Consider the following 18118-nt stretch of genomic DNA (forward strand, 5'->3'; position numbering starts at 1 on the left):
CTCGCTCACGGTCGATTCACCGAACCCGTATATATCCATCGTGAATCCATTTCGCGATCCCTCCCGGGAAATGGAACTGCAACCCACCGCCCGCCTGCTGAAAGTCACCGGCAATCCACCCGGCGCGCACGTCTGGCGGTAGTTGTTTCACGACTTCTATTTCGTAGTGCTCGAACGTCGGCGCGAGCCTGTCAGGCGGCAGGCTCTGAGAGGGAAAAGCGGTTCCGGGCGGAGACGCGAACTCGCCCGTGTCCTTTTCGGGTCGAAGCGGTGAAAGTCGGTCGATGACATCGCCAGGCTGTAGGAACTCGTCGGCAGGAACGATGGGTCTACCCGTGTCGAATCCATCGTGGGAAGGCCAGCGCCAATCGGCAAACCCCTTGTCGGTGAAGCTCTTGAGGTGGGTATCGATGAATTCCGTTCCGCTCAGGTCTCCGAACGGCTTGTAACCGGGGATGCCTGCATCATCCGCCCAATGCTGCATGTCGCTGATGAGCGCGTTGCGGCGTGGGTCGAGTCGCCGCACACCGGGAAGGCCGGCCACGCCCTCTTTCGCGTTGTGCGCGGCCCTCTTCGCGGCCTCCTTCCCACCCTTCAGCACCGACGCGAACAGCTCGTCCGCCTCGCGCAGCAGCCCGCGCAGCTCGTCGAGGAGCTTCGAGAGCGCCTTCACCGACCGCACGAGGGCGGTCATCTTGGAGCCGACCTTGGCGGTCCAGGAGGCGACGCGGGTGGAGACCTGTTCGACGATCCACGGGGTGGCGAGGCCGAGGGAGAGGACGGCCTCGGACGCCCAGGAGATCGCGGAGCCGACGAGTTGGGAGAGCACGTCGCGGACGATGTCGTGCACGACCTGCACGATGGTAGAGGCGATGCCGAGGCCGGTCGTCATGGCGCCCGCCCAGGTGGCGGCGCCATGGAGGTGCTGGGCCGAGTCCTGCTGGAATCGGCGGTAGGCGTCCATCGCCTCGCCGGCGAGCTCGTCGACGTCGCCGAGGATGCGCGTGAGCTCGTCGCCCGACGCCTGCAGCTGCTTCTGGATGTTGGTCCAGGTCTGCGCGAAGGCCTGCACCTCGCCGGCGTCTCCGGTGAGGTCGTTGAACCAGCCCTTGAGGGGCTCGAAGTGGTCGATCAGCCAGCCGAGGCCCGCGGCGATGAGGGAGCCGAGCGGGTCCGAGACGGTGGCGATGGTGTCGGCCGCGGCGGCGAACGCGGCCATGCCGCCTTCGACCCAGTCTCCGGATTCGATCGCCGAGGCCAGCTGGGTGCCGGAATCGAGGAGCCCGGCGCCGCTGAAAGGCGTCGCGGTGTCGACCGGGGCCGCAACGAGGGGGTTCGCGTTCACCGGCGTCACCCCAACCCCTTCTCGAGCGCGCGCACCGCCTGCACGATGTCGTCCTCGACCGCGGCTGCGTCGGCCGCGACCCCGCGGACCTCCCTGGCACTGCGCGTGACCATGCCCTCGGCGGCGGAGATGGCGGACGCTGCCATCGTCGCCGCGAGCGTCGCCGGGGCGACCAAGAAGGAGCAGATCACACCGAACGCGCCGCCGCCCATGTTCGTGGCGGCGGCCGCCTGCCGGGCGACGCCGATGTCGGCCGCGACCTGGTCCACACGGACCGCGTGCGCGTGGATGACCTCCGCATCCACGGCGATCCTCTTCCCCGCCATGTTCCCCCCGACCGTCGTCTCAGTACTGGATCCGTGTGCCGTCGCCCGGACCCTCCGGACCGTCCGGGCGCGCCCGCTCGACCTCGTCGCGGAGGTGGGCCACGATGCCCGACTCCTCGCCGAACGCCTCGCTCGCTGCGGCCACCGCCTGTGCGCCCGCCTGACGCTGCGCGGCGTTCGCCGTCTCGACGATGAGCCGGCCGAGATCGCGTGCCGAGAGCCGGTACGCCGCCTCGGTGAGGTCGACACCGAGGAGGCGCCCTCCCGCGTCCACGGTGACGGTCAGCTCGCGCCGCGGCGACGTCGCCTGCCCGCGGAGGGCCTCGATCTGCTGCCGGACCTCGCTCGCGCGCCTCGCACGCTCCTGGGCCTCGGCGATCTGCTCTTCGATCCGCGCGACGGCGAGGTCGGCGTCCGCATCGGCTGAGAAGAAGTCGGTCACCGGGACAGCATAGCCAAACGGACGTCCGGCGCTAGCGGGTCTCCCTGCCCTTGTGCTCCAGCGCCGCCTGATACAGGTCGCGGCGACCGAGACCGGTGGCCTCGGCGACCTCGGCCGCGGCCTCCTTGAGGCGCGTGCCGGAGGCGACGAGGGCGAGCACCTGCTCCAGCGCGCTCTCGGGGTCCACGACGCGTGCCGGAGCGCCGGCGACCACGATCGCGATCTCGCCGCGCACGCCGTCGGCCGCCCAGTCGGCGAGTTCGGCGGCGGTGCCGCGGCGGACCTCTTCGAACAGCTTCGTCAGCTCACGGCACACGACGACACGGCGCTCGGCGCCCAGCTCCTCCGCCATCGCGGCGAGGGAGGCAGCGAGCCGGTTGGGCGACTCGAAGAAGACCATGGTGCGGGGCTCCGCCGCGAGAGCGCGCAGCGCGGAGGAGCGCTCCCCCGGCTTGCGCGGGAGGAAGCCCTCGAAGGTGAAGCGGTCCGTGGGCAGGCCCGAGACGGCGAGAGCGGTCAGCACCGCCGACGGTCCGGGCAGGGCGGTGACCGTCACCCCGGCAGCGGCGGCCGCCTCGACGAGGTGGAAACCGGGATCGCTGACGGTCGGCATCCCGGCGTCGGAGAGCACGACGACGTCCTGCTCGCGGGCGAGGTCGACCAGTTCGGCGGCCCTGTCGCGCTCGTTGTGGTCGTGCAGGGCGATCAGCCGCGGCCGGTTGGCGATACCGAGGCCGGCGAGCAGACGCTGCGCGACGCGGGTGTCCTCGGCGGCGACGACGGGTGCCTCGCCGAGCACCTCGACCAGACGCGCGGAGGCGTCGCCGAGGTTGCCGATGGGAGTCGCGGCCAGAATGATCATGCCCTCAGTCTGTCAGGCGCCCTCACGGCTCCGCGCCCGCGGCGTCCCCGTACGATTGCCTGGTGAGCTCCCACCCCGTGACCGATCCCGCCCCCGCGCACGTCGCGCCCGGCGAGACCGGCAGCCGCCTCGACGACTGGTGGGCCCGCGTCCTGCGCACGCCCACGCGCCTGCGCATCTGGTACTGGGGGGCGCCGATCGGCGTGACTCTCCTGGCCGCGGTGCTGCGGCTGTGGGACCTCGGCTCGCCGCACGCGCTGGTGTTCGACGAGACCTTCTATGTCAAAGACGCGTGGTCGCTGTTCCATCTGGGATACGAGGGCAGCTGGCCGGCGAAGGCCGACGAGCAGTTCAACTCGGGGAAGACCGACATCTTCTTGTCGTCGCCGTCGTTCGTCGCCCATCCCCCGCTGGGCAAGTGGATCATCGCGCTGGGGATGGCGGCGACGGGAGCGGGCAACGCGTTCGGCTGGCGCGTCGCGACCGCCGTGGTCGGCATCCTGGCGGTGCTGCTGGTATTCCTCCTCGCCCGGGCGCTGTTCCGTTCGACGATCATCGCGGCGATCGCCGGGTTCCTGCTGGCGATCGACGGGCACGCGATCGTGATGAGCCGGGTCGCCCTGCTGGACAACATGGTCATGTTCTTCGGCCTCCTCGCGTTCGGCTGCATCCTGCTCGATCGGAGCTGGCACGCGCGGCGGCTGGCAGCCTCCGTGATGGCGGCTCGATCGGCCGGACGCTCGCCGGAGTGGGGACCGGTGCTGTGGTGGCGGCCGTGGCTGATCGCCGCGGGCATCCTGTGCGGGCTGTGCGCGGGCGTCAAGTGGAGCGGCTTCTACTTCCTCGCCTTCTTCGCCGTCTACACCGTCGTCGTGGACGCGGTGGCGCGCCGCCGGGAGGGGCTCGCCTTCTACGTCAGCGGGGCGACGCTCAAGCAGGCTCCCGCCACGTTCGTGCTGATGGTGCCGATCGCCTTCCTCGTGTACATCGCGACGTGGACGGGCTGGATCGTGACCGACGGCGGCTACTACCGCCACTGGGCGGAGTCGACGCACATGCAGTGGACCGGCCTGCTGAGCTCCGTGCCGCTGTGGCTGCAGAACCTCTGGCACTACCAGACGGAGATGTACAACTACAGCATCAACCTGCACGTGCCGCACCCCTACCAGTCCAACCCGCTGACGTGGCTGTTCATGATCCGTCCGACGAGCATGTACTACGTCGGCACGACGCAGGGGCAGGGCGGCTGCGACGTCTCGAGCTGCTCCGCGGCGATCACCTCGCTCGGCAATCCGCTCATCTGGTGGGCGGGCGCGGCCGCTCTGTTCTACCTGCTCTACCGGCTCGTGCGGTACCGCGAGTGGCAGGTCGGCCTCATCCTGACCGGGCTCGCCGCGGGCTACCTGCCCTGGATGCTCTACATCAACCGCACGATCTTCCAGTTCTACTCGATCGCGTTCGAGCCCTACCTGATCCTGGGGCTGGCGGCGACGATCGCGATCGTCCTCGGCTCGCGCACGGACGCGCGCCCCCGGCGGCGACGCGGGATCGCGTGGGTGGCGGTGTTCCTCGCGGCGGCGGCCCTGCTGAGCGTGTACTTCTGGCCGATCTGGACGGGCGAGCAGATCCCGTTCTGGTTCTGGCAGATGCACATGTGGCTGCCGAGCTGGGTGTAGCCGAGACGGCACGGCCGTTCCGTACGGCCTGGGCCGTGTCGGCAGCCGGGTGTAGACCGGGCGTATGACCGACGCAGAGCTGCCCGGCGACGACCGCCTGGACCACCTCGACCTCGTCCCGCTGCCCGGGAGCGAGCGGCCCGAGCGCGCGGGATTCCGTGCCCACGGCGCCCTGGACCCCGACGCGCCCGTGTCGGCGACGCTGGTGCTGCGCCGCCGGGCGGAGCTGCCGGAGAGCGCGCTCGCCCACCCCCTCACCCGCGACGAGCTCGCCGAGCAGTACGGCGCCGCGCCCGCCGACATCTCCCTCGTCACCGAGACGCTCGGCGCACTCGGCGTCACGATCGAGGAGGCGGACGCGGGACGGCGCACCGTCCGCGTGAGCGGGCCGGCGCGGGTGCTCGCGCGCATCTTCGGGACCGACCTGGCGCGGTCCGCTCCGGAATCCGCGACCGCGACCGCGGAGGATGCCCCGTACCGCCAGCGCAGCGGCTCCCTCAGCCTCCCCCGCGCGCTCGACGGCGTCGTCACCGCCGTGCTCGGGCTCGACGACCGCCCCCAGGCCCGCGCCCAGTTCCGCGTCGCACGACCGGCGGCCGTGTCGGTCAGCTACACACCGCCCGAGCTCGGCAGGGTCTACGCCTTCCCCGACGGCACCGACGGCACGGGGCAGACCATCGCCATCGTGGAGCTCGGCGGCGGCTACGAGCAGGCGGACCTCGACACCTACTTCGCCGGTCTCGGGCTCGCGACCCCGTCCGTCACCGCGGTGGGCGTCGACGGCGGATCCAACGCGCCGGGGGCGGATCCGAACGGCGCCGACGGGGAGGTCCTGCTCGACATCGAAGTGGCCGGCGCCCTCGCTCCCGGCGCCGCCCTGCTCGTCTACTTCGCCCCGAACACCGACGCCGGCTTCCTCGACGCCGTCACCACCGCCGCACACGCGGAGCCCACCCCCGCCGCCATCAGTATCAGCTGGGGCCAGGCGGAGGACCAGTGGACGGCGCAGGCGCGCACCGCTCTCGACCAGGCGTTGCGGGATGCGGCCGCACTCGGCGCGACGACGACCGTCGCGGCCGGGGACGACGGCAGCGGCGACCGCGTCGGCGACGGCCGTGCCCACGTCGACTTCCCGGCCTCCTCCCCGCATGCCCTCGCCTGCGGCGGCACGCGGCTCGAAGCGAACGGGACGACCGGTGCCGTGTCGAGCGAGACCGTCTGGAACAACGGTCCGGGCGGCGGCGCGACGGGCGGCGGGGTGAGCGCGGTGTTCGCCCTGCCCGCCTGGCAGGACGGCGTCGGTGTCCCGACAGCGCCGACGGCGGCCGGCGGACGCGGCGTGCCCGATGTGGCCGCCGTCGCCGACCCGCAGACGGGCTATCGGGTGCGGGTGGACGGCACGGACACCGTCATCGGCGGCACCAGCGCCGTCGCTCCGCTGTGGGCGGCGCTCGTCGCACGCCTCGTGCAGAGCACAGGCCGGCCTCTCGGACTCGCTCAACCCGCACTGTACGACGCGATCCGTGCGGGGCAGGTGGCGGACGGTTTCCGCGACATCACCAGCGGATCCAACGGCGCCTTCGCCGCGTCCGCAGGCTGGGACGCCTGCACGGGGCTCGGCGTGCCCGACGGCACGACACTGCTGAGGACGCACGCCACCCATCGACCTCCGCTTCGCACCTAGATTCGCACTCCCCTGAACGGGGTGTCTGGCGCGGGGTGGAACGCCGAGTACTCTCCTGGTCGTGACTCTCGCACACAGGCGCTCCCCGCGCGCCCGGCGTTCGGCGCGCCCTCTCGCCGCACTGCTCGCCGCCTCCGTGCTCACGGCGGGCGGTCTGCTGGTCTCGGCCGCCCCCGCCGCGGCCGCCTCCGGCTTCACCGTCTCGGGGACCATCTCGTACGCGGTCCCCGGTTCGACCGCGCCGACGACGCGGGTACGGCTCTACCCGGTCACGGGGTCCCAGCCTTCCACCGCCGGCGCCTACACGACGACGTCGACGGGAGGCGCCTGGTCCGTGTCCGGCGTCGCCGCCGGGCGCTACCGCATCCTCTTCGAGGCGACCTCCTCCGACGCCCGCGCCAACGCGCCGGTCTGGTACGGGGGCACGCCGTTCGAGGACTCCGCCACGGTCGTCAAGGTGTCCGGCACCGTCAGCGGCCTGACCGTCGCCCAACCGGCCTCCGGTTCGATCAGCGGCACCGTGACCGGACCGGTCGACGCGACCGCCCTCCGCGCCTACCTGCTGAACCCCGACACCGGTCTCTTCGAGCGTGCCGTGGGCATCGGCTCCGCCGACACCAGCGGCACGGGGGACTACACGATCCGCGGCCTCGCCGCCGGCGACTACATCGTGCGGTTCGCCGACCGCACCAGCGATACCCCCGCCTTCTCGACCCAGTACGCCGGCGGCGCCGACAGCCTGTGGCAGTCGACGACGGTCACCGTCGCCGCCGGCCAGGCCGTGACCGGTGTCGACGGCGCCGTGTCCGGTTGGGGCTGGTACTCGGGCCGGATATCCGGCGGCGACCGCTTCGAGACCTCGGCTCAGGTGTCGTCCGCCATCTACCCGGCGGGCACCACCGCCGGCACGGGGCCGATCGTGCACGTCGCGAGCGGCGTCGACTTCCCGGACGCGCTCAGCGCGAGCGCCGCCTCCGCCGCCGATGGGGGCCCGCTCCTGCTCACCCTCCCGGGGAGCGTCCCCGCGACGATCCTCACCGAGCTCGCCCGGCTCAAGCCGAAGGCGATCGTGGTCGTCGGCGGCACGAACTCCGTCACCGATGGCGCCTACCGCCAGCTCGCAGCGCTGACGCCGTCGATCCGGCGTGTCTCGGGCTCGGACCGCTACGAGACCTCGCGGGCCGTGATGGCGGATGCGTTCGGCTCCGGCTCCGTGACGAGCGTGTTCGTCGCGACCGGCGCGAACTTCCCCGACGCCCTGGTGGCCGGCTCTGCCGCCGGCTACCAGTACGGTCCCCTCCTGCTGGTCAACGGCGCCGCTGCGCATCTCGACGCGGCCAGCTCCGCCGCGATCTCGGCGCTCTCGCCGAGGCGCATCTACATCGTCGGCGGTCTCAACAGCGTGTCGGCCGGCATCCAGGCCGACCTCCAACGGCTCGGGGCGCCCCAGGTCCTGCGCCTGGCGGGCAGCGACCGGTTCGGGACGGCTCAGGCCGTCAACGCAGCGGTCTTCCCGTTCGCGGACGAGGCCTTCGTCGCCAGCGCCTTCGGCTTCCCTGACGCGCTGTCGATCTCCGCGGCCGCCGGGATGCTCGGTTCGCCGCTCCTTCTCGCACCGGCGTCCTGCATCCCCTCGGGCGAGGTGGCCGACGCCACGCTACGCGGCGTCTCGACCTACTGGGCCGTCGGGGGGACGAGCGTGCTGTCTCCGGGCATCACCCGGCTGCAGACCTGCGGAGCGGGCACGGGGACGACCTCGGCGCCCGGCACGCTGCCGGACGTCGCTCCGGCTCCGGGCGACGCCGGCGCCCTCACTGCTCCACGAGCTTGAGGCCGACGACGCAGCCGACGAGGCCCAGGATCAGCAGCACCTTGGCGAGTGAGAAGCCTTCGCCGCCGAAGACCGAGGCGTAGAGGACGGTGAGGGCGGCTCCGATGCCGACCCAGACGGCGTAGGCGGTTCCGGTCGAGATCTCGCGCATGGCGAAGGCGAGCCCGCCCATCGAGGCGACGAGGGCGACACCGAACACGGCGGTGGGCCAGAACCGGGTGAATCCCTCGGACTTGCCGAGGGCGGTGGCCCAGACGGCCTCGAGCACACCGGAGAGGATGAGGACGATCCACGACATGACGACGGTCTCCCTGGCCAGTCTTGTCGCTCACCGGGTACTGATCCGTCGTCCGGGATCGCGCGCACGGCGATCTAGCACAAGCGTACCACTATGGCGATGACAAGCTTCCGTTTCGCACTGTTACGCGTGTTACGGGGCTCGGCGGTCCGCACCGGGATGGTCCGCTAGCGTGAGCGCATGGCTGATCGCGAATATGGCTTCCGCACGCGTGCGATCCACGCGGGCAACATCCCCGACCCGGTGACGGGAGCCCGCGCGCTGCCGATCTACCAGACCAGCGCGTTCGTCTTCGACGACACCGCCGACGCGGCCGCGCGGTTCGCCCTGCAGAAGTACGGCAACATCTACTCGCGCCTGGCGAACCCGACGGTCGCCTCGTTCGAGGAGCGCATCGCGAGCCTCGAAGGCGGGCTCGGCGCCGTCGCCACCTCGTCCGGGCTCAGCGCGCAGTACATCACCTTCGCCTCGCTCGCCGGCGCAGGCGACCACATCGTCGCCTCGGCCAATCTGTACGGCGGGTCCATCACCCAGCTCGACGTCACGCTGCGCCGGTTCGGCGTCGAGACGACGTTCATCCAGAGCTCCGACCCCGCGGACTACGCGGCGGCGATCACCGACAGGACCAAGGTGGTGTTCGCGGAGACGATCGCCAACCCCTCGGGCGAGATCGCCGACATCGAAGGCCTCGCCGACGTCGCGCACGCCGCCGGGGTGCCCCTCGCCATCGACTCCACGATCGCCACCCCCTACCTCAACCGGCCGATCGAGTGGGGCGCCGACATCGTCATCCACTCGGCCACCAAGTTCCTCGGCGGGCACGGGACGACCCTCGGCGGCGTGGTCGTCGAGAGCGGCCGGTTCGACTGGCACTCCGAGCGGTTCCCGCTCTTCTCCGAGCCCGTCGCGTCGTACGGTGGCCTGCAGTGGTCGGGCAATTTCGGCGAGTACGCGTTCCTCACCCGCCTCCGCGCCGAGCAGCTGCGCGACATCGGTCCGGTGCTCGCGCCGCACTCGGCCTTCCTGCTCGCCCAGGGCGTCGAGACTCTCCCGTACCGCATCCAGGCGCACGTCGACAATGCGCGGAAGGTCGCCGAGTGGCTCGACGCCGACCCGCGCATCGAGAAGGTGTATTGGGCGGGACTCCCGGATCATCCGCACCACGCCCGTGCCCAGAAGTACCTGCCCGGCGGCGCGGGCAGCGTGTTCAGCTTCGTCGTCGCCGGCGGTCGCGCCGTCGGCCAGAAGCTCATCGAGTCCGTGAACCTGGCCAGCCATCTCGCCAACATCGGCGACGCCAAGACCCTGGTCATCCACCCCGCCTCCACCACCCACGCACAGCTGACCGAGCAGCAGCTGCTCGACGCGGGTGTGCTCCCGGGCGTCGTGCGCATCAGCGTCGGCATCGAGGATGCCGACGACATCATCTACGATCTGGACCAGGCCCTCACCGCGGCCGTGAAGGAGGCGTGACCGTGACCGACACCGCCGCGATCCAGGACACCACCGAGATCCCCGGCACCACCGAAGTCCAGCTCGTCAACGGGCTCAGCTGCGCGCTGCCCGCCGACTCTCCGCTCGCGAAGCTGCTGAAGTCGCAGCGCACGTGGGTCGGCCCCGACGCCAAGGAGCGCCTGAGGATCCTGCGGTCGGCGAAGTCGGTCGCCATCGTCGGCGCCTCCCCCAACCCGGCCCGCTCCAGCTACTTCGTGGGCACCTACCTGCAGCAGTCGAGCGACTTCCGCGTCTACTTCGTCAATCCGAACGCCGAGACCATCCTCGGCCAGCCGGCGTATCCCGACCTCGCCTCCCTGCCGGAGGTGCCCGACATCGTGGACGTGTTCCGCAAGCCGAGCGACATCCCGGCCGTCATCGACGAGGCGATCGCCGTCGGCGCCCCGACCGTGTGGGTGCAGCTGGGCATCTGGAACCAGGAGGCCGCCGAGTACGGCGAGTCGAAGGGCCTCACCGTCGTCATGGACCGCTGCATCAAGATCGAGCACGCCCGCTTCCACGGCGGCCTGCACCTCCTCGGCTTCGACACCGGCCAGATCACCGCCCGCAAGACCATCCGCTGAGGCGCGCGCGCCGCCTCCGCACCGCCGCCGAGGCGCCCCATAGTCGGCCGCCTGGACGCGAGACGGCCGATTGTCGGCCGCCTCGGCACCGGGACATCACGCCCGCGCGATGATGTGGAACACGTGCCAGTGCTTCGGGCCCTCGAACGACATGCCGCGGCGGTCGTCCTCCGCGAGGTGGAGGACCTCCATGCCGGTCAGCATGCCGGTGACCCCGGCGCGGTCGTGGAAGTTCATGCGGGGGCGGCCGAACCAGGTGTCGTGGGGGCCGAAGAGCTCGCCGGCGAAGAGGCCGCCGGGCCGGAGCGCGTCGCGGATGTCGGCCCAGACGTACGGGAATCGGTCCGCCTCGCAGAACGGCAGCGCGAATCCCGCGTAGACGAAGTCGGCCGCCGGGAGGTCGCCGAGCGACTCGAACGGAGCCGAGCGCACCTCGAGGCGGGTCTGCTCCTCGGGCGTGAGCCCGGCGCGCACGCGCTCGTCCACACCGGGGTCGGAGTCGATCGCCAGCACCCGCCAGCCGCGGGTCACCAGGTGCCGCGCCTCGACCCCGTCTCCGCAGCCCAGGTCGATCGCCGTACCCGGCTCTCCCGGCCATGCTTCGAGCGCGCTCGCGAAAGTCGGGCGCACGCCGCGGCCGCCCTGCTGCTCGTAGAACTGCGACCAGTCGAACGCCATGGGGCCGAGCCTACGCGCGTGCGCACCCGTGTCGCGCCCTCGGCTGGCTAAACTCGGCGGGTGGAGTCCGCGCCTTCGTCCCCCCGCGTCGCCGTCCTCGGCCCCGTGCTGGTGGAGGATCGCAGCGGCGCGCTGACCGAGCCGTCCGGCCCACGGAGCAAGCGGTTCGTCGTCGCGCTCGCGCTCGCGAACGGGCCCCTCTCGGTGTCGTCGCTCGTCGCGGACCTCTGGGACGACGCTCCGCCGCGGCAGGAGCGGGCGGCGCTGCAGACCCTCGTCTCACGGCTGCGCACCGCCAGTGCGGACGGCCTCGTCGATTCGACCCCCGGCGGGTACGCCTTGGCGAGCGCCGCCGAGACGGACCTGGGGCTGGCGCGGCGTCGTGCTGCCGCGTCCCGCGGGCTCCTGGCGGGAGGCGACGCCGCAGCGGCCGTCCGGGAGGCGACCGCGGCCCTCCTCCTCTGGCGGGGCGAACCCGGCGCCGAGCTCGGTGACGCACCGCTCGCCGACGATCTCGCCCGTGCGGCGCAGACGCTGCGGGACGAACTGCTGCTCGTCCGCTCCCGCGCCCACCTCGCCGCGGGAGACCCCGACGCCGCCCTGGACGACCTGCGGATCCTGGTCGAGACGCACCCCCTCGACGAGTCGCTGCAGCGCGAGCGGATGACCGCCCTGGCGGCGGCCGGCCGCCGCAGCGAAGCCCTCCTCGTCTTCGCCGACCTCAAGGAGGCCCTGCTCGACCGTCTCGGCACGCGTCCCGGTCAGGAACTCGTGGCCCTCAACGCGCGGTTGCTCGCCGAGGACGACGCACCGGACCCGGCTCCGCCCGCGCGCGTGCGCATCGGGTTGCGCAGCGCGCCGAACGCACTGCTCGGACGCGAGTACGACGTGGACGCGCTGGAGGACCTGATCGCGACCTCCCGGCTGGTGACGATCCTCGGGCCGGGCGGTCTGGGCAAGACCCGGCTGGCGCAGGAGATCGGCCGGCGGGCGATCCACCTCCCCGCCGTCGTCTTCGTGGAGCTCGCAAGCGTGCGCAGCAGCCAGGACATCGAGCTGGCCTTCGCCTCCACGCTCGGTATCCGGGAGGCGCACAGCGCGCGTCCCGGCGACCCCGGCGCCCTCGTGGACCTGCACTCCCGCATCCTCGGCCAGCTCGCGGAGCGCGAGACGCTTCTCATCGTCGACAACTGCGAGCACATCGTCGACGACGCCGCCGCGTACATCGCCGATGTCCTCGACTCGACCTCGAACGTCCGCGTCCTCGCGACGAGCCGATCGCCTCTCGCCATCGGCGCGGAGCGCGTCTATCCGCTCGACTCCCTGGCGAGCGCCGACGACGGCCCGGCCGTCGAGCTGTTCGTGGAGCGCGCCCGGGCGGCACGGCCCGGTGTCGTGCTGCCCCGAGAGACGGTCGCCCGGCTCTGCGACCGCCTCGACGGGCTGCCGCTCGCCATCGAGCTCGCGGCCGCACGCACCCGTTCCCTCTCCGTCGACGAGATCGAGCGACGGCTCGGCAACCGGTTCGCCCTCCTGACCGGCGGCGATCGCACCGCGCCGGAGCGCCACCGCACGCTCTTCGCCGTGATCGACTGGAGCTGGAACCTCCTCGCATCGTCGGAGCAGGCCCTCCTGCGCCGGCTCTCGGCCTTCGCCGACGGTTTCAGTTCCGAGGCGGCGGAGGCCGTGGCCGGACCGAGCGCGCCCTCGGTGCTCGACGATCTCGACGCGCTCGTCACGCAGTCCCTGGTGACGGTGACGGAGGACGCCGCGACCGGTCTCCTGCGCTACCGGATGCTGGAGACGGTCCGCGAGTTCGGCGACCGCGAGCTGGAGGCCGCGGGCGAGGCGGAGGCCGTGCGCGACGGGATGGACGCGTGGGCCGTGTCGTTCGCGCGATCGGCGATGCGCTCGATGCACGGGCGCGCGCTGGTCGCGACCTTCGGCCGGGTGACCGCCGAGCAGGACAACCTCGTCGGTGTGCTCCGCTCGGCGATCGACGGCGGTCGACCGGAGACGGTGGCGGCGGTCTTCGCCCTGCTCTCCTACTACTGGTCGCTGCGGAGCGCGCACTCCGAGGTCCTCGGTTTCGGGCCGTCGGTGCTGGGCGTCCTCGCGGACTGGGAGGCGGAGGGCGACGCGCGCGACGACGCTGCGGCATGCTTCACCATCATCGGCGGCACCTTCCTCTACGTCGATCTGCGCACGTCCGCCCGCGCCATCGCGCGGCTGCGGCGGCTGCGCCGGGTGGGCCCGTTCGCCGACCCGCGGCTGCGCGCGATGACGAACCTCATCCTGGTGGCGGGCAAACCGGAGCCGGGGATGCGGATGCTCGTCGAGTACGCCGCGTCCGGCGATCCCGAGCTCGCCGTCCTGGGCAACCTGCTCCTGGCGCAGCTGAACGAGAACGCGGGCGAGCTGCAGGAGGGCCTGGTGCGGGCCTCGCGTGCCTACGCCCTGGGACAGGAGGTCGGAGACGCCTGGTCGACCGCCTCCGCGGCACAGGCGCTGGCGCAGCTGCACAGTCAGCTGGCGCACCCCGAGGAGGCGCTCCTCTGGGCTCAGCGCGCGCACGACGGGCTCGCGCCGCTGCAGGCCGCCGGCGATCTCCGCCAGCTCGACTGGCTGATCGCGATCAACTCCGTCACCGTCGGCGACACCGTCCGCGGCCGGGCGCTGCTGGAGCAGTACCTGAGCGTCGAGGTCGACCGCACCGGATTCGACTACGTCGACTACTACGGCATCGGCTACGGCGGCATGGCCGAGATCGCGCTCGCGGAGGGCGATCTCGCCGAGGGCATCCGGCGCTACGCGGAGGCGGTGGGCGTCTTCGTCGACGACGGCGTCGCTCAGCGCGAGACCCTCACCAATCCGTGGCTGACGATGCTCGGGGCGGCGCAGCTCGTGGTCCGGCTGCGCGCCCACGCCGCGAGCCCCGACGAGATCGCGCCCGGCAGTGTGCCGTGGAGCGAGACGGACGAGCTGGCACGACGGCTGCGGGTGCGCGTGCTCGTGTACACGCGCCTCAACACCTGGTACATCGACAAGCCCGTCCTCGGCAGCGGCCTGCTCGCCTACGCCGCGTGGATGCTCGACCCGCACACGGCGCACGACCGCGGCGACGCGTGGGTGCGCATCGGGCTCGAACTGGTCGGGATAGCGACCCGGCTGAACTCGCGGCAGGACATGGCCAGCATGCAGCGCGCACGGCTGGCGAAGCCTGTGATGGCCGCCTGGGGCGCCGACCGGCTGGCGGCGGCGATCGACGCCGCCGCAGCGCTGAGCCTCGACGAGGCCTCCTCGCGCGGCCTCGCACTGCTCACGACGGCCAAGCCGACCCGGTAGCGCACACCGCAGAGCGGCCGCCGCTCCCCTCCGCAGGGAACGACGGCCGCCGTCTCGGATGCGCCCGGCTCAGGCCTTGCGCATGTAGGCCCGCACGGTGAGCGGGGCGAAGACCGCCACGATCACGGCGGCGCCGAGCAGCGCCCACCATCCGTCGGCCGGGAAGGTGCCGTTGTTGGCGAGGTCGCGGACCGCGGTGACCAGGTGCGAGACCGGGTTGACGTTCACGAAGGTCTGCAGCCAGTCCGGCAGGGTGCTCGCCTGCACGAAGGCGTTCGAGAAGAACGTCAGCGGGAACAGCACGAGGAACGAGATCCCCTGCACCGACCCCGCCGTGCGGGCGATCACGCCGAAGAACGCGAAGATCCAGCTGATCGCCCAGGCGCAGACGATCACGAGCAGGCCGGCCAGGACGACGAAGCCGAACCCGGCCGCCGGACGCCAGCCCATGACGAACCCGGTGAGGAAGGTGATCGTGGTCGCGATCGCGTAGCGCAGGGTGTCCGCCAGCAGGGCGCCGGAGAGCGGGGCGATGCGGGCGATCGGCATCGACTTGAAGCGGTCGAACACGCCCTTGTCCATGTCCTCGCGGAGCTGGACGCCGGTGACCACGGAGGTCGTGATCACCGTCTGGGCGAGGATGCCCGGGATGAGGTAGGGCAGGTATGCCGTGACCCCTCCAGCGAGCGCGCCGCCGAACAGCAGGGCGAACATGATCGTGAAGATGATCGGCTGCAGCGTCACATCGAAGAGCTGCTCCGGCGTCCGCTTGATCTTCAGCAGGCCGCGCCGGGCCATGGTCAGCGTGTTCGCCAGGGTCTGGCCCAGGCTGACGTGGTTCTTGAGGTTCCGCTCGGACGGCGGAGTGATGGTGGCGATGGCGCTCATGCCCGGACTCGTTCGGTGACAGCGGCCGTGTCGGTCGCGGCGGACTCGTCGCCCGCGTTCTCGTCTTCGACGCCGTGGCCGGTGAGGGTCAGGAAGACCTCGTCGAGCGTCGGCTTCTGCACGGACATCTCCGCGAGATGGATTCCCGCCTCGCGGAACGTGATGAACAGGTCGGTGACCGCGTCGGCGTCCCGCATCGGGGCCGTCAGGCGGGCGCCCTCCGGGGAGACGACGGCGTCGACGCCCAGCACGGTCGCGATGGCGCGGCGGGCGTCCTCGACATCCGCGGCGTCGGCGAGGCGCAGCTGCAGCGAGGACTCGCCGACCGACGCCTTGAGTTCGTCGCTGGTGCCCTCCGCGACGACCCGGCCACGGTCGATGACCGCGATCCGGTCGGCCAGCTGGTCGGCCTCGTCGAGGTACTGGGTGGTGAGGAGCACGGTGGAGCCCGTCGCCACGAGCCGGCGGATGGTGTCCCACATCTGGGCGCGGGTGCGCGGGTCGAGCCCCGTGGTCGGCTCATCGAGGAAGATCAGCGGAGGCTGCGCGATCAGGCTGGCGGCGAGGTCGAGTCGGCGCCGCATACCGCCGGAGAACTTCTTGAGCGGACGCTTAGCCGCGTCGGTGAGCCCGAACTCCTCCAGGAGCTCGGCGGTCTTGGCCTTGGCCTCCCGGCCGCTCAGCCCGAGCAGCCGGGCGAAGATCATGAGGTTCTCGTTGGCGGACAGCGTCTCGTCGACGGACGCGAACTGCGCCGTGACTCCGAGGAGCTGGCGGACGATCTGCTGCTCCTTGCGGATGTCGTGCCCGAAGATGGTCGCATCGCCCGCGTCGGGCTTCAGCAGGGTGGCGAGCATGGAGATGGTGGTGGTCTTGCCGGCGCCGTTCGGGCCCAGCACACCGTAGACGGTTCCGGCGCGGACGGTCAGGTCGACGCCGTCGACCGCGCGGTTGTCGCCGAAGACCTTGACGAGCCCGTGGGCCTCGACGGCCCATTCGGTGCTGCGAGTCATGGTGGTCCTTCCTTTCGGGTCGGTTGATGTCTCGATGGTGACGCGGACCGCTTGCACCGGGCTTACGCGGCTCTTACACCGGGTGACAGCGTCGGACGGCGGGGCCGGAAGCGCCCGGCGCGCGGACGAGCGCAGGCTCGGTGCACCCCACACACGCGCACGATCGCTGCGCCGATCCGGGTCCCCACGCCGATTCCGTGCGCCCACCCGGACGTAGACTGAGGAAGTGACAGCGTACGTCTCGGCCTTCGACCTGTTCTCGATCGGTATCGGTCCCTCGAGCTCGCACACCGTCGGACCCCTCCGGGCCGCCCGCGCCTTCGCGGTCCGCCTGGCGGAGGACGGGCTGCTCGACCGGATCGACCAGGTGACCTGCACCCTCTACGGCTCACTCGGCTCCACCGGAATCGGTCACGGTACGCCGGACGCGGTCGTGGCGGGTCTGCGCGGGCTCGAGCCGGAGAGCTGCCGGCCGGAGGACGTCCGCGGCGCGTGGAGCGGCCATGTCGACGGCGACACGATCGCGCTCGCCGGATCGCGGGCGATCCCCTTCTCGCGCGACGACATCGACTTCGAGCCGCGCACCCGGCTCCCCGGCCACCCCAACGCGCTGACCCTGCGTGCCTGGGGCCGCGCGGCCGACGGGTCGCGCGATCCGCTCCCGCTGCGGGAGGAGACCTTCTACTCGATCGGCGGCGGCTTCATCCGGCGGGACGGCGAGGAGGCCGACCTCGCGGCGCGGGCCTCCCACCCGCTCCCCTACGACACCGCTGCGGAGCTGCTCGCGATCTGCGAGCGGCTCGACATCCCGATCTGCGAGGTCGCGCGCCGCAACGAGGCCGCGCTGCACGGCGAGGACCGCACGAGCGAGCGGCTCGACCTGATCTGGGAGGCGATGGCCGAGTGCGTCGCGAACGGCCTGGCGGGCTCGGGGACCTTGCCGGGGGGCCTGCAGGTGCCGCGTCGGGCCGCCGCCATGCGCGAGCACCTGGAACGCGTGCAGGACGACCCGGGGCGGGCGACGGCGCTCGAGTGGCTGCACGCGTTCGCCCTCGCCGTCAACGAGGAGAACGCGTCCGGCGGTCGCGTCGTCACCGCGCCGACGAACGGCGCGGCGGGCATCGTGCCCGCCGTGGCCCACTACTACCTGCGTTTCGTTCCGGGTGCGACGCTCGACGGCATCCGCCGCTACCTGCTCACCGCGACGGCGATCGGCTCGCTGTTCAAGGCGAACGCCTCCATCTCGGGCGCCGAGGGAGGCTGTCAGGCGGAGGTCGGCTCGGCGTGCGCGATGGCGGCCGGTGCGCTGTGCGCCGTGCTCGGCGGCACGCCGCGCCAGGTGGAGAATGCGGCCGAGATCGCGATGGAGCACCACCTGGGCCTCACCTGCGACCCGGTGAGCGGTCTCGTGCAGATTCCGTGCATCGAGCGCAACGCGATCGCCTCCTCCACCGCCGTCTCCGCCGCACGTCTCGCCCTGCACGGCGACGGGTCGCACCTCGTCTCGCTGGACACCGTCATCGAGACCATGCGGCAGACGGGCATCGACATGTCGACCAAGTACAAGGAGACCAGCGAGGGCGGACTCGCCGTCAACGTCATCGAGTGCTGACGCATCCGCCCCCGCGCGGTTACGCTGCGTTTCGGGGCCC

The 18118-nt window shown here is 71.9% G+C and carries 15 protein-coding genes and 1 riboswitch; of the genes, 7 read left to right on the forward strand and 8 right to left on the reverse strand.

The genetic code is table 11. The features are described 5' to 3' along the window. Positions 1-16: 16 nt before the first annotated feature. The 4 genes from IT072_RS14355 to rsmI form a co-directional block, all read right to left on the reverse strand. Positions 17-1219 (reverse strand): glycohydrolase toxin TNT-related protein, encoded by a 1203-nt coding sequence (locus IT072_RS14355; protein WP_223357539.1) that lies wholly within the window; start codon positions 1217-1219, stop codon positions 17-19. Between the two features lie 131 nt (positions 1220-1350). Then, a complete protein-coding gene (locus IT072_RS14360; RefSeq protein ID WP_223357540.1) occupies positions 1351-1671 on the reverse strand; it encodes a hypothetical protein in 321 nt (106 codons plus the stop codon). A 19-nt stretch (positions 1672-1690) separates the two neighbouring features. Next, positions 1691-2113, reverse strand: coding sequence for a YbaB/EbfC family nucleoid-associated protein (locus tag IT072_RS14365; RefSeq protein WP_223357541.1), 423 nt, complete (start codon positions 2111-2113; stop codon positions 1691-1693). Between the two features lie 31 nt (positions 2114-2144). After that, a complete protein-coding gene (rsmI, locus tag IT072_RS14370) occupies positions 2145-2975 on the reverse strand; it encodes a 16S rRNA (cytidine(1402)-2'-O)-methyltransferase (protein ID WP_223357542.1) in 831 nt (276 codons plus the stop codon). Between the two features lie 62 nt (positions 2976-3037). On the opposite strand from rsmI, the gene IT072_RS14375 reads away from it, so the two are divergent. From IT072_RS14375 to IT072_RS14385, 3 genes are all read left to right on the forward strand, one after another. Beyond that, positions 3038-4651 (forward strand): dolichyl-phosphate-mannose--protein mannosyltransferase, encoded by a 1614-nt coding sequence (locus tag IT072_RS14375; RefSeq protein ID WP_223357543.1) that lies wholly within the window; start codon positions 3038-3040, stop codon positions 4649-4651. A gap of 64 nt (positions 4652-4715) precedes the next feature. Next, complete coding sequence (locus IT072_RS14380) at positions 4716-6335, forward strand: S53 family peptidase (RefSeq protein WP_223357544.1); 1620 nt, start codon at positions 4716-4718, stop codon at positions 6333-6335. Positions 6336-6396: 61 nt separating this feature from the next. After that, positions 6397-8166, forward strand: a complete 1770-nt coding sequence (locus IT072_RS14385) for a cell wall-binding repeat-containing protein (RefSeq protein WP_223357545.1) — start codon at positions 6397-6399, stop codon at positions 8164-8166. Here IT072_RS14385 and IT072_RS14390 read toward each other — a convergent pair. Further along, positions 8147-8464, reverse strand: a complete 318-nt coding sequence (locus IT072_RS14390) for a DMT family transporter (RefSeq protein WP_223357546.1) — start codon at positions 8462-8464, stop codon at positions 8147-8149. The genes IT072_RS14385 and IT072_RS14390 overlap by 20 nt on opposite strands. 12 nt (positions 8465-8476) lie before the next feature. After that, positions 8477-8543, reverse strand: a riboswitch (guanidine-III (ykkC-III) riboswitch). A gap of 101 nt (positions 8544-8644) precedes the next feature. Between IT072_RS14390 and IT072_RS14395 the strand changes: the two genes are divergently transcribed. Together IT072_RS14395 and IT072_RS14400 are read left to right on the forward strand one after the other, a co-directional pair. Then, complete coding sequence (locus tag IT072_RS14395; RefSeq protein ID WP_223357547.1) at positions 8645-9937, forward strand: O-acetylhomoserine aminocarboxypropyltransferase/cysteine synthase family protein; 1293 nt, start codon at positions 8645-8647, stop codon at positions 9935-9937. Between the two features lie 2 nt (positions 9938-9939). Beyond that, positions 9940-10542, forward strand: a complete 603-nt coding sequence (locus tag IT072_RS14400; protein WP_442786765.1) for a CoA-binding protein — start codon at positions 9940-9942, stop codon at positions 10540-10542. A gap of 96 nt (positions 10543-10638) precedes the next feature. On the opposite strand, the gene IT072_RS14405 is transcribed toward IT072_RS14400, so the two are convergent. Next, the gene (locus IT072_RS14405) at positions 10639-11220 is read right to left on the reverse strand and encodes a class I SAM-dependent methyltransferase (RefSeq protein WP_223357548.1); all 582 of its coding nucleotides are present in this window, start codon (positions 11218-11220) and stop codon (positions 10639-10641) included. A 60-nt stretch (positions 11221-11280) separates the two neighbouring features. Between IT072_RS14405 and IT072_RS14410 the strand changes: the two genes are divergently transcribed. After that, a complete protein-coding gene (locus IT072_RS14410; RefSeq protein WP_223357549.1) occupies positions 11281-14565 on the forward strand; it encodes an AfsR/SARP family transcriptional regulator in 3285 nt (1094 codons plus the stop codon). 69 nt (positions 14566-14634) lie between these two features. Here the strand turns inward: IT072_RS14410 and IT072_RS14415 are convergent, their stop codons facing one another. Beyond that, complete coding sequence (locus tag IT072_RS14415; RefSeq protein WP_223357550.1) at positions 14635-15453, reverse strand: ABC transporter permease; 819 nt, start codon at positions 15451-15453, stop codon at positions 14635-14637. Next, positions 15450-16466, reverse strand: coding sequence for an ATP-binding cassette domain-containing protein (locus IT072_RS14420; protein WP_223357551.1), 1017 nt, complete (start codon positions 16464-16466; stop codon positions 15450-15452). The genes IT072_RS14415 and IT072_RS14420 overlap by 4 nt, the downstream gene beginning before the upstream one ends. Positions 16467-16692: 226 nt before the next feature. Here IT072_RS14420 and IT072_RS14425 point away from each other — a divergent pair, with 226 nt between their 5' ends. After that, complete coding sequence (locus IT072_RS14425) at positions 16693-18078, forward strand: L-serine ammonia-lyase (protein WP_223357552.1); 1386 nt, start codon at positions 16693-16695, stop codon at positions 18076-18078. Positions 18079-18118: the final 40 nt, after the last annotated feature.

Source organism: Leifsonia sp. ZF2019, from assembly GCF_019924635.1.
Lineage (GTDB): Bacteria > Actinomycetota > Actinomycetes > Actinomycetales > Microbacteriaceae > Leifsonia.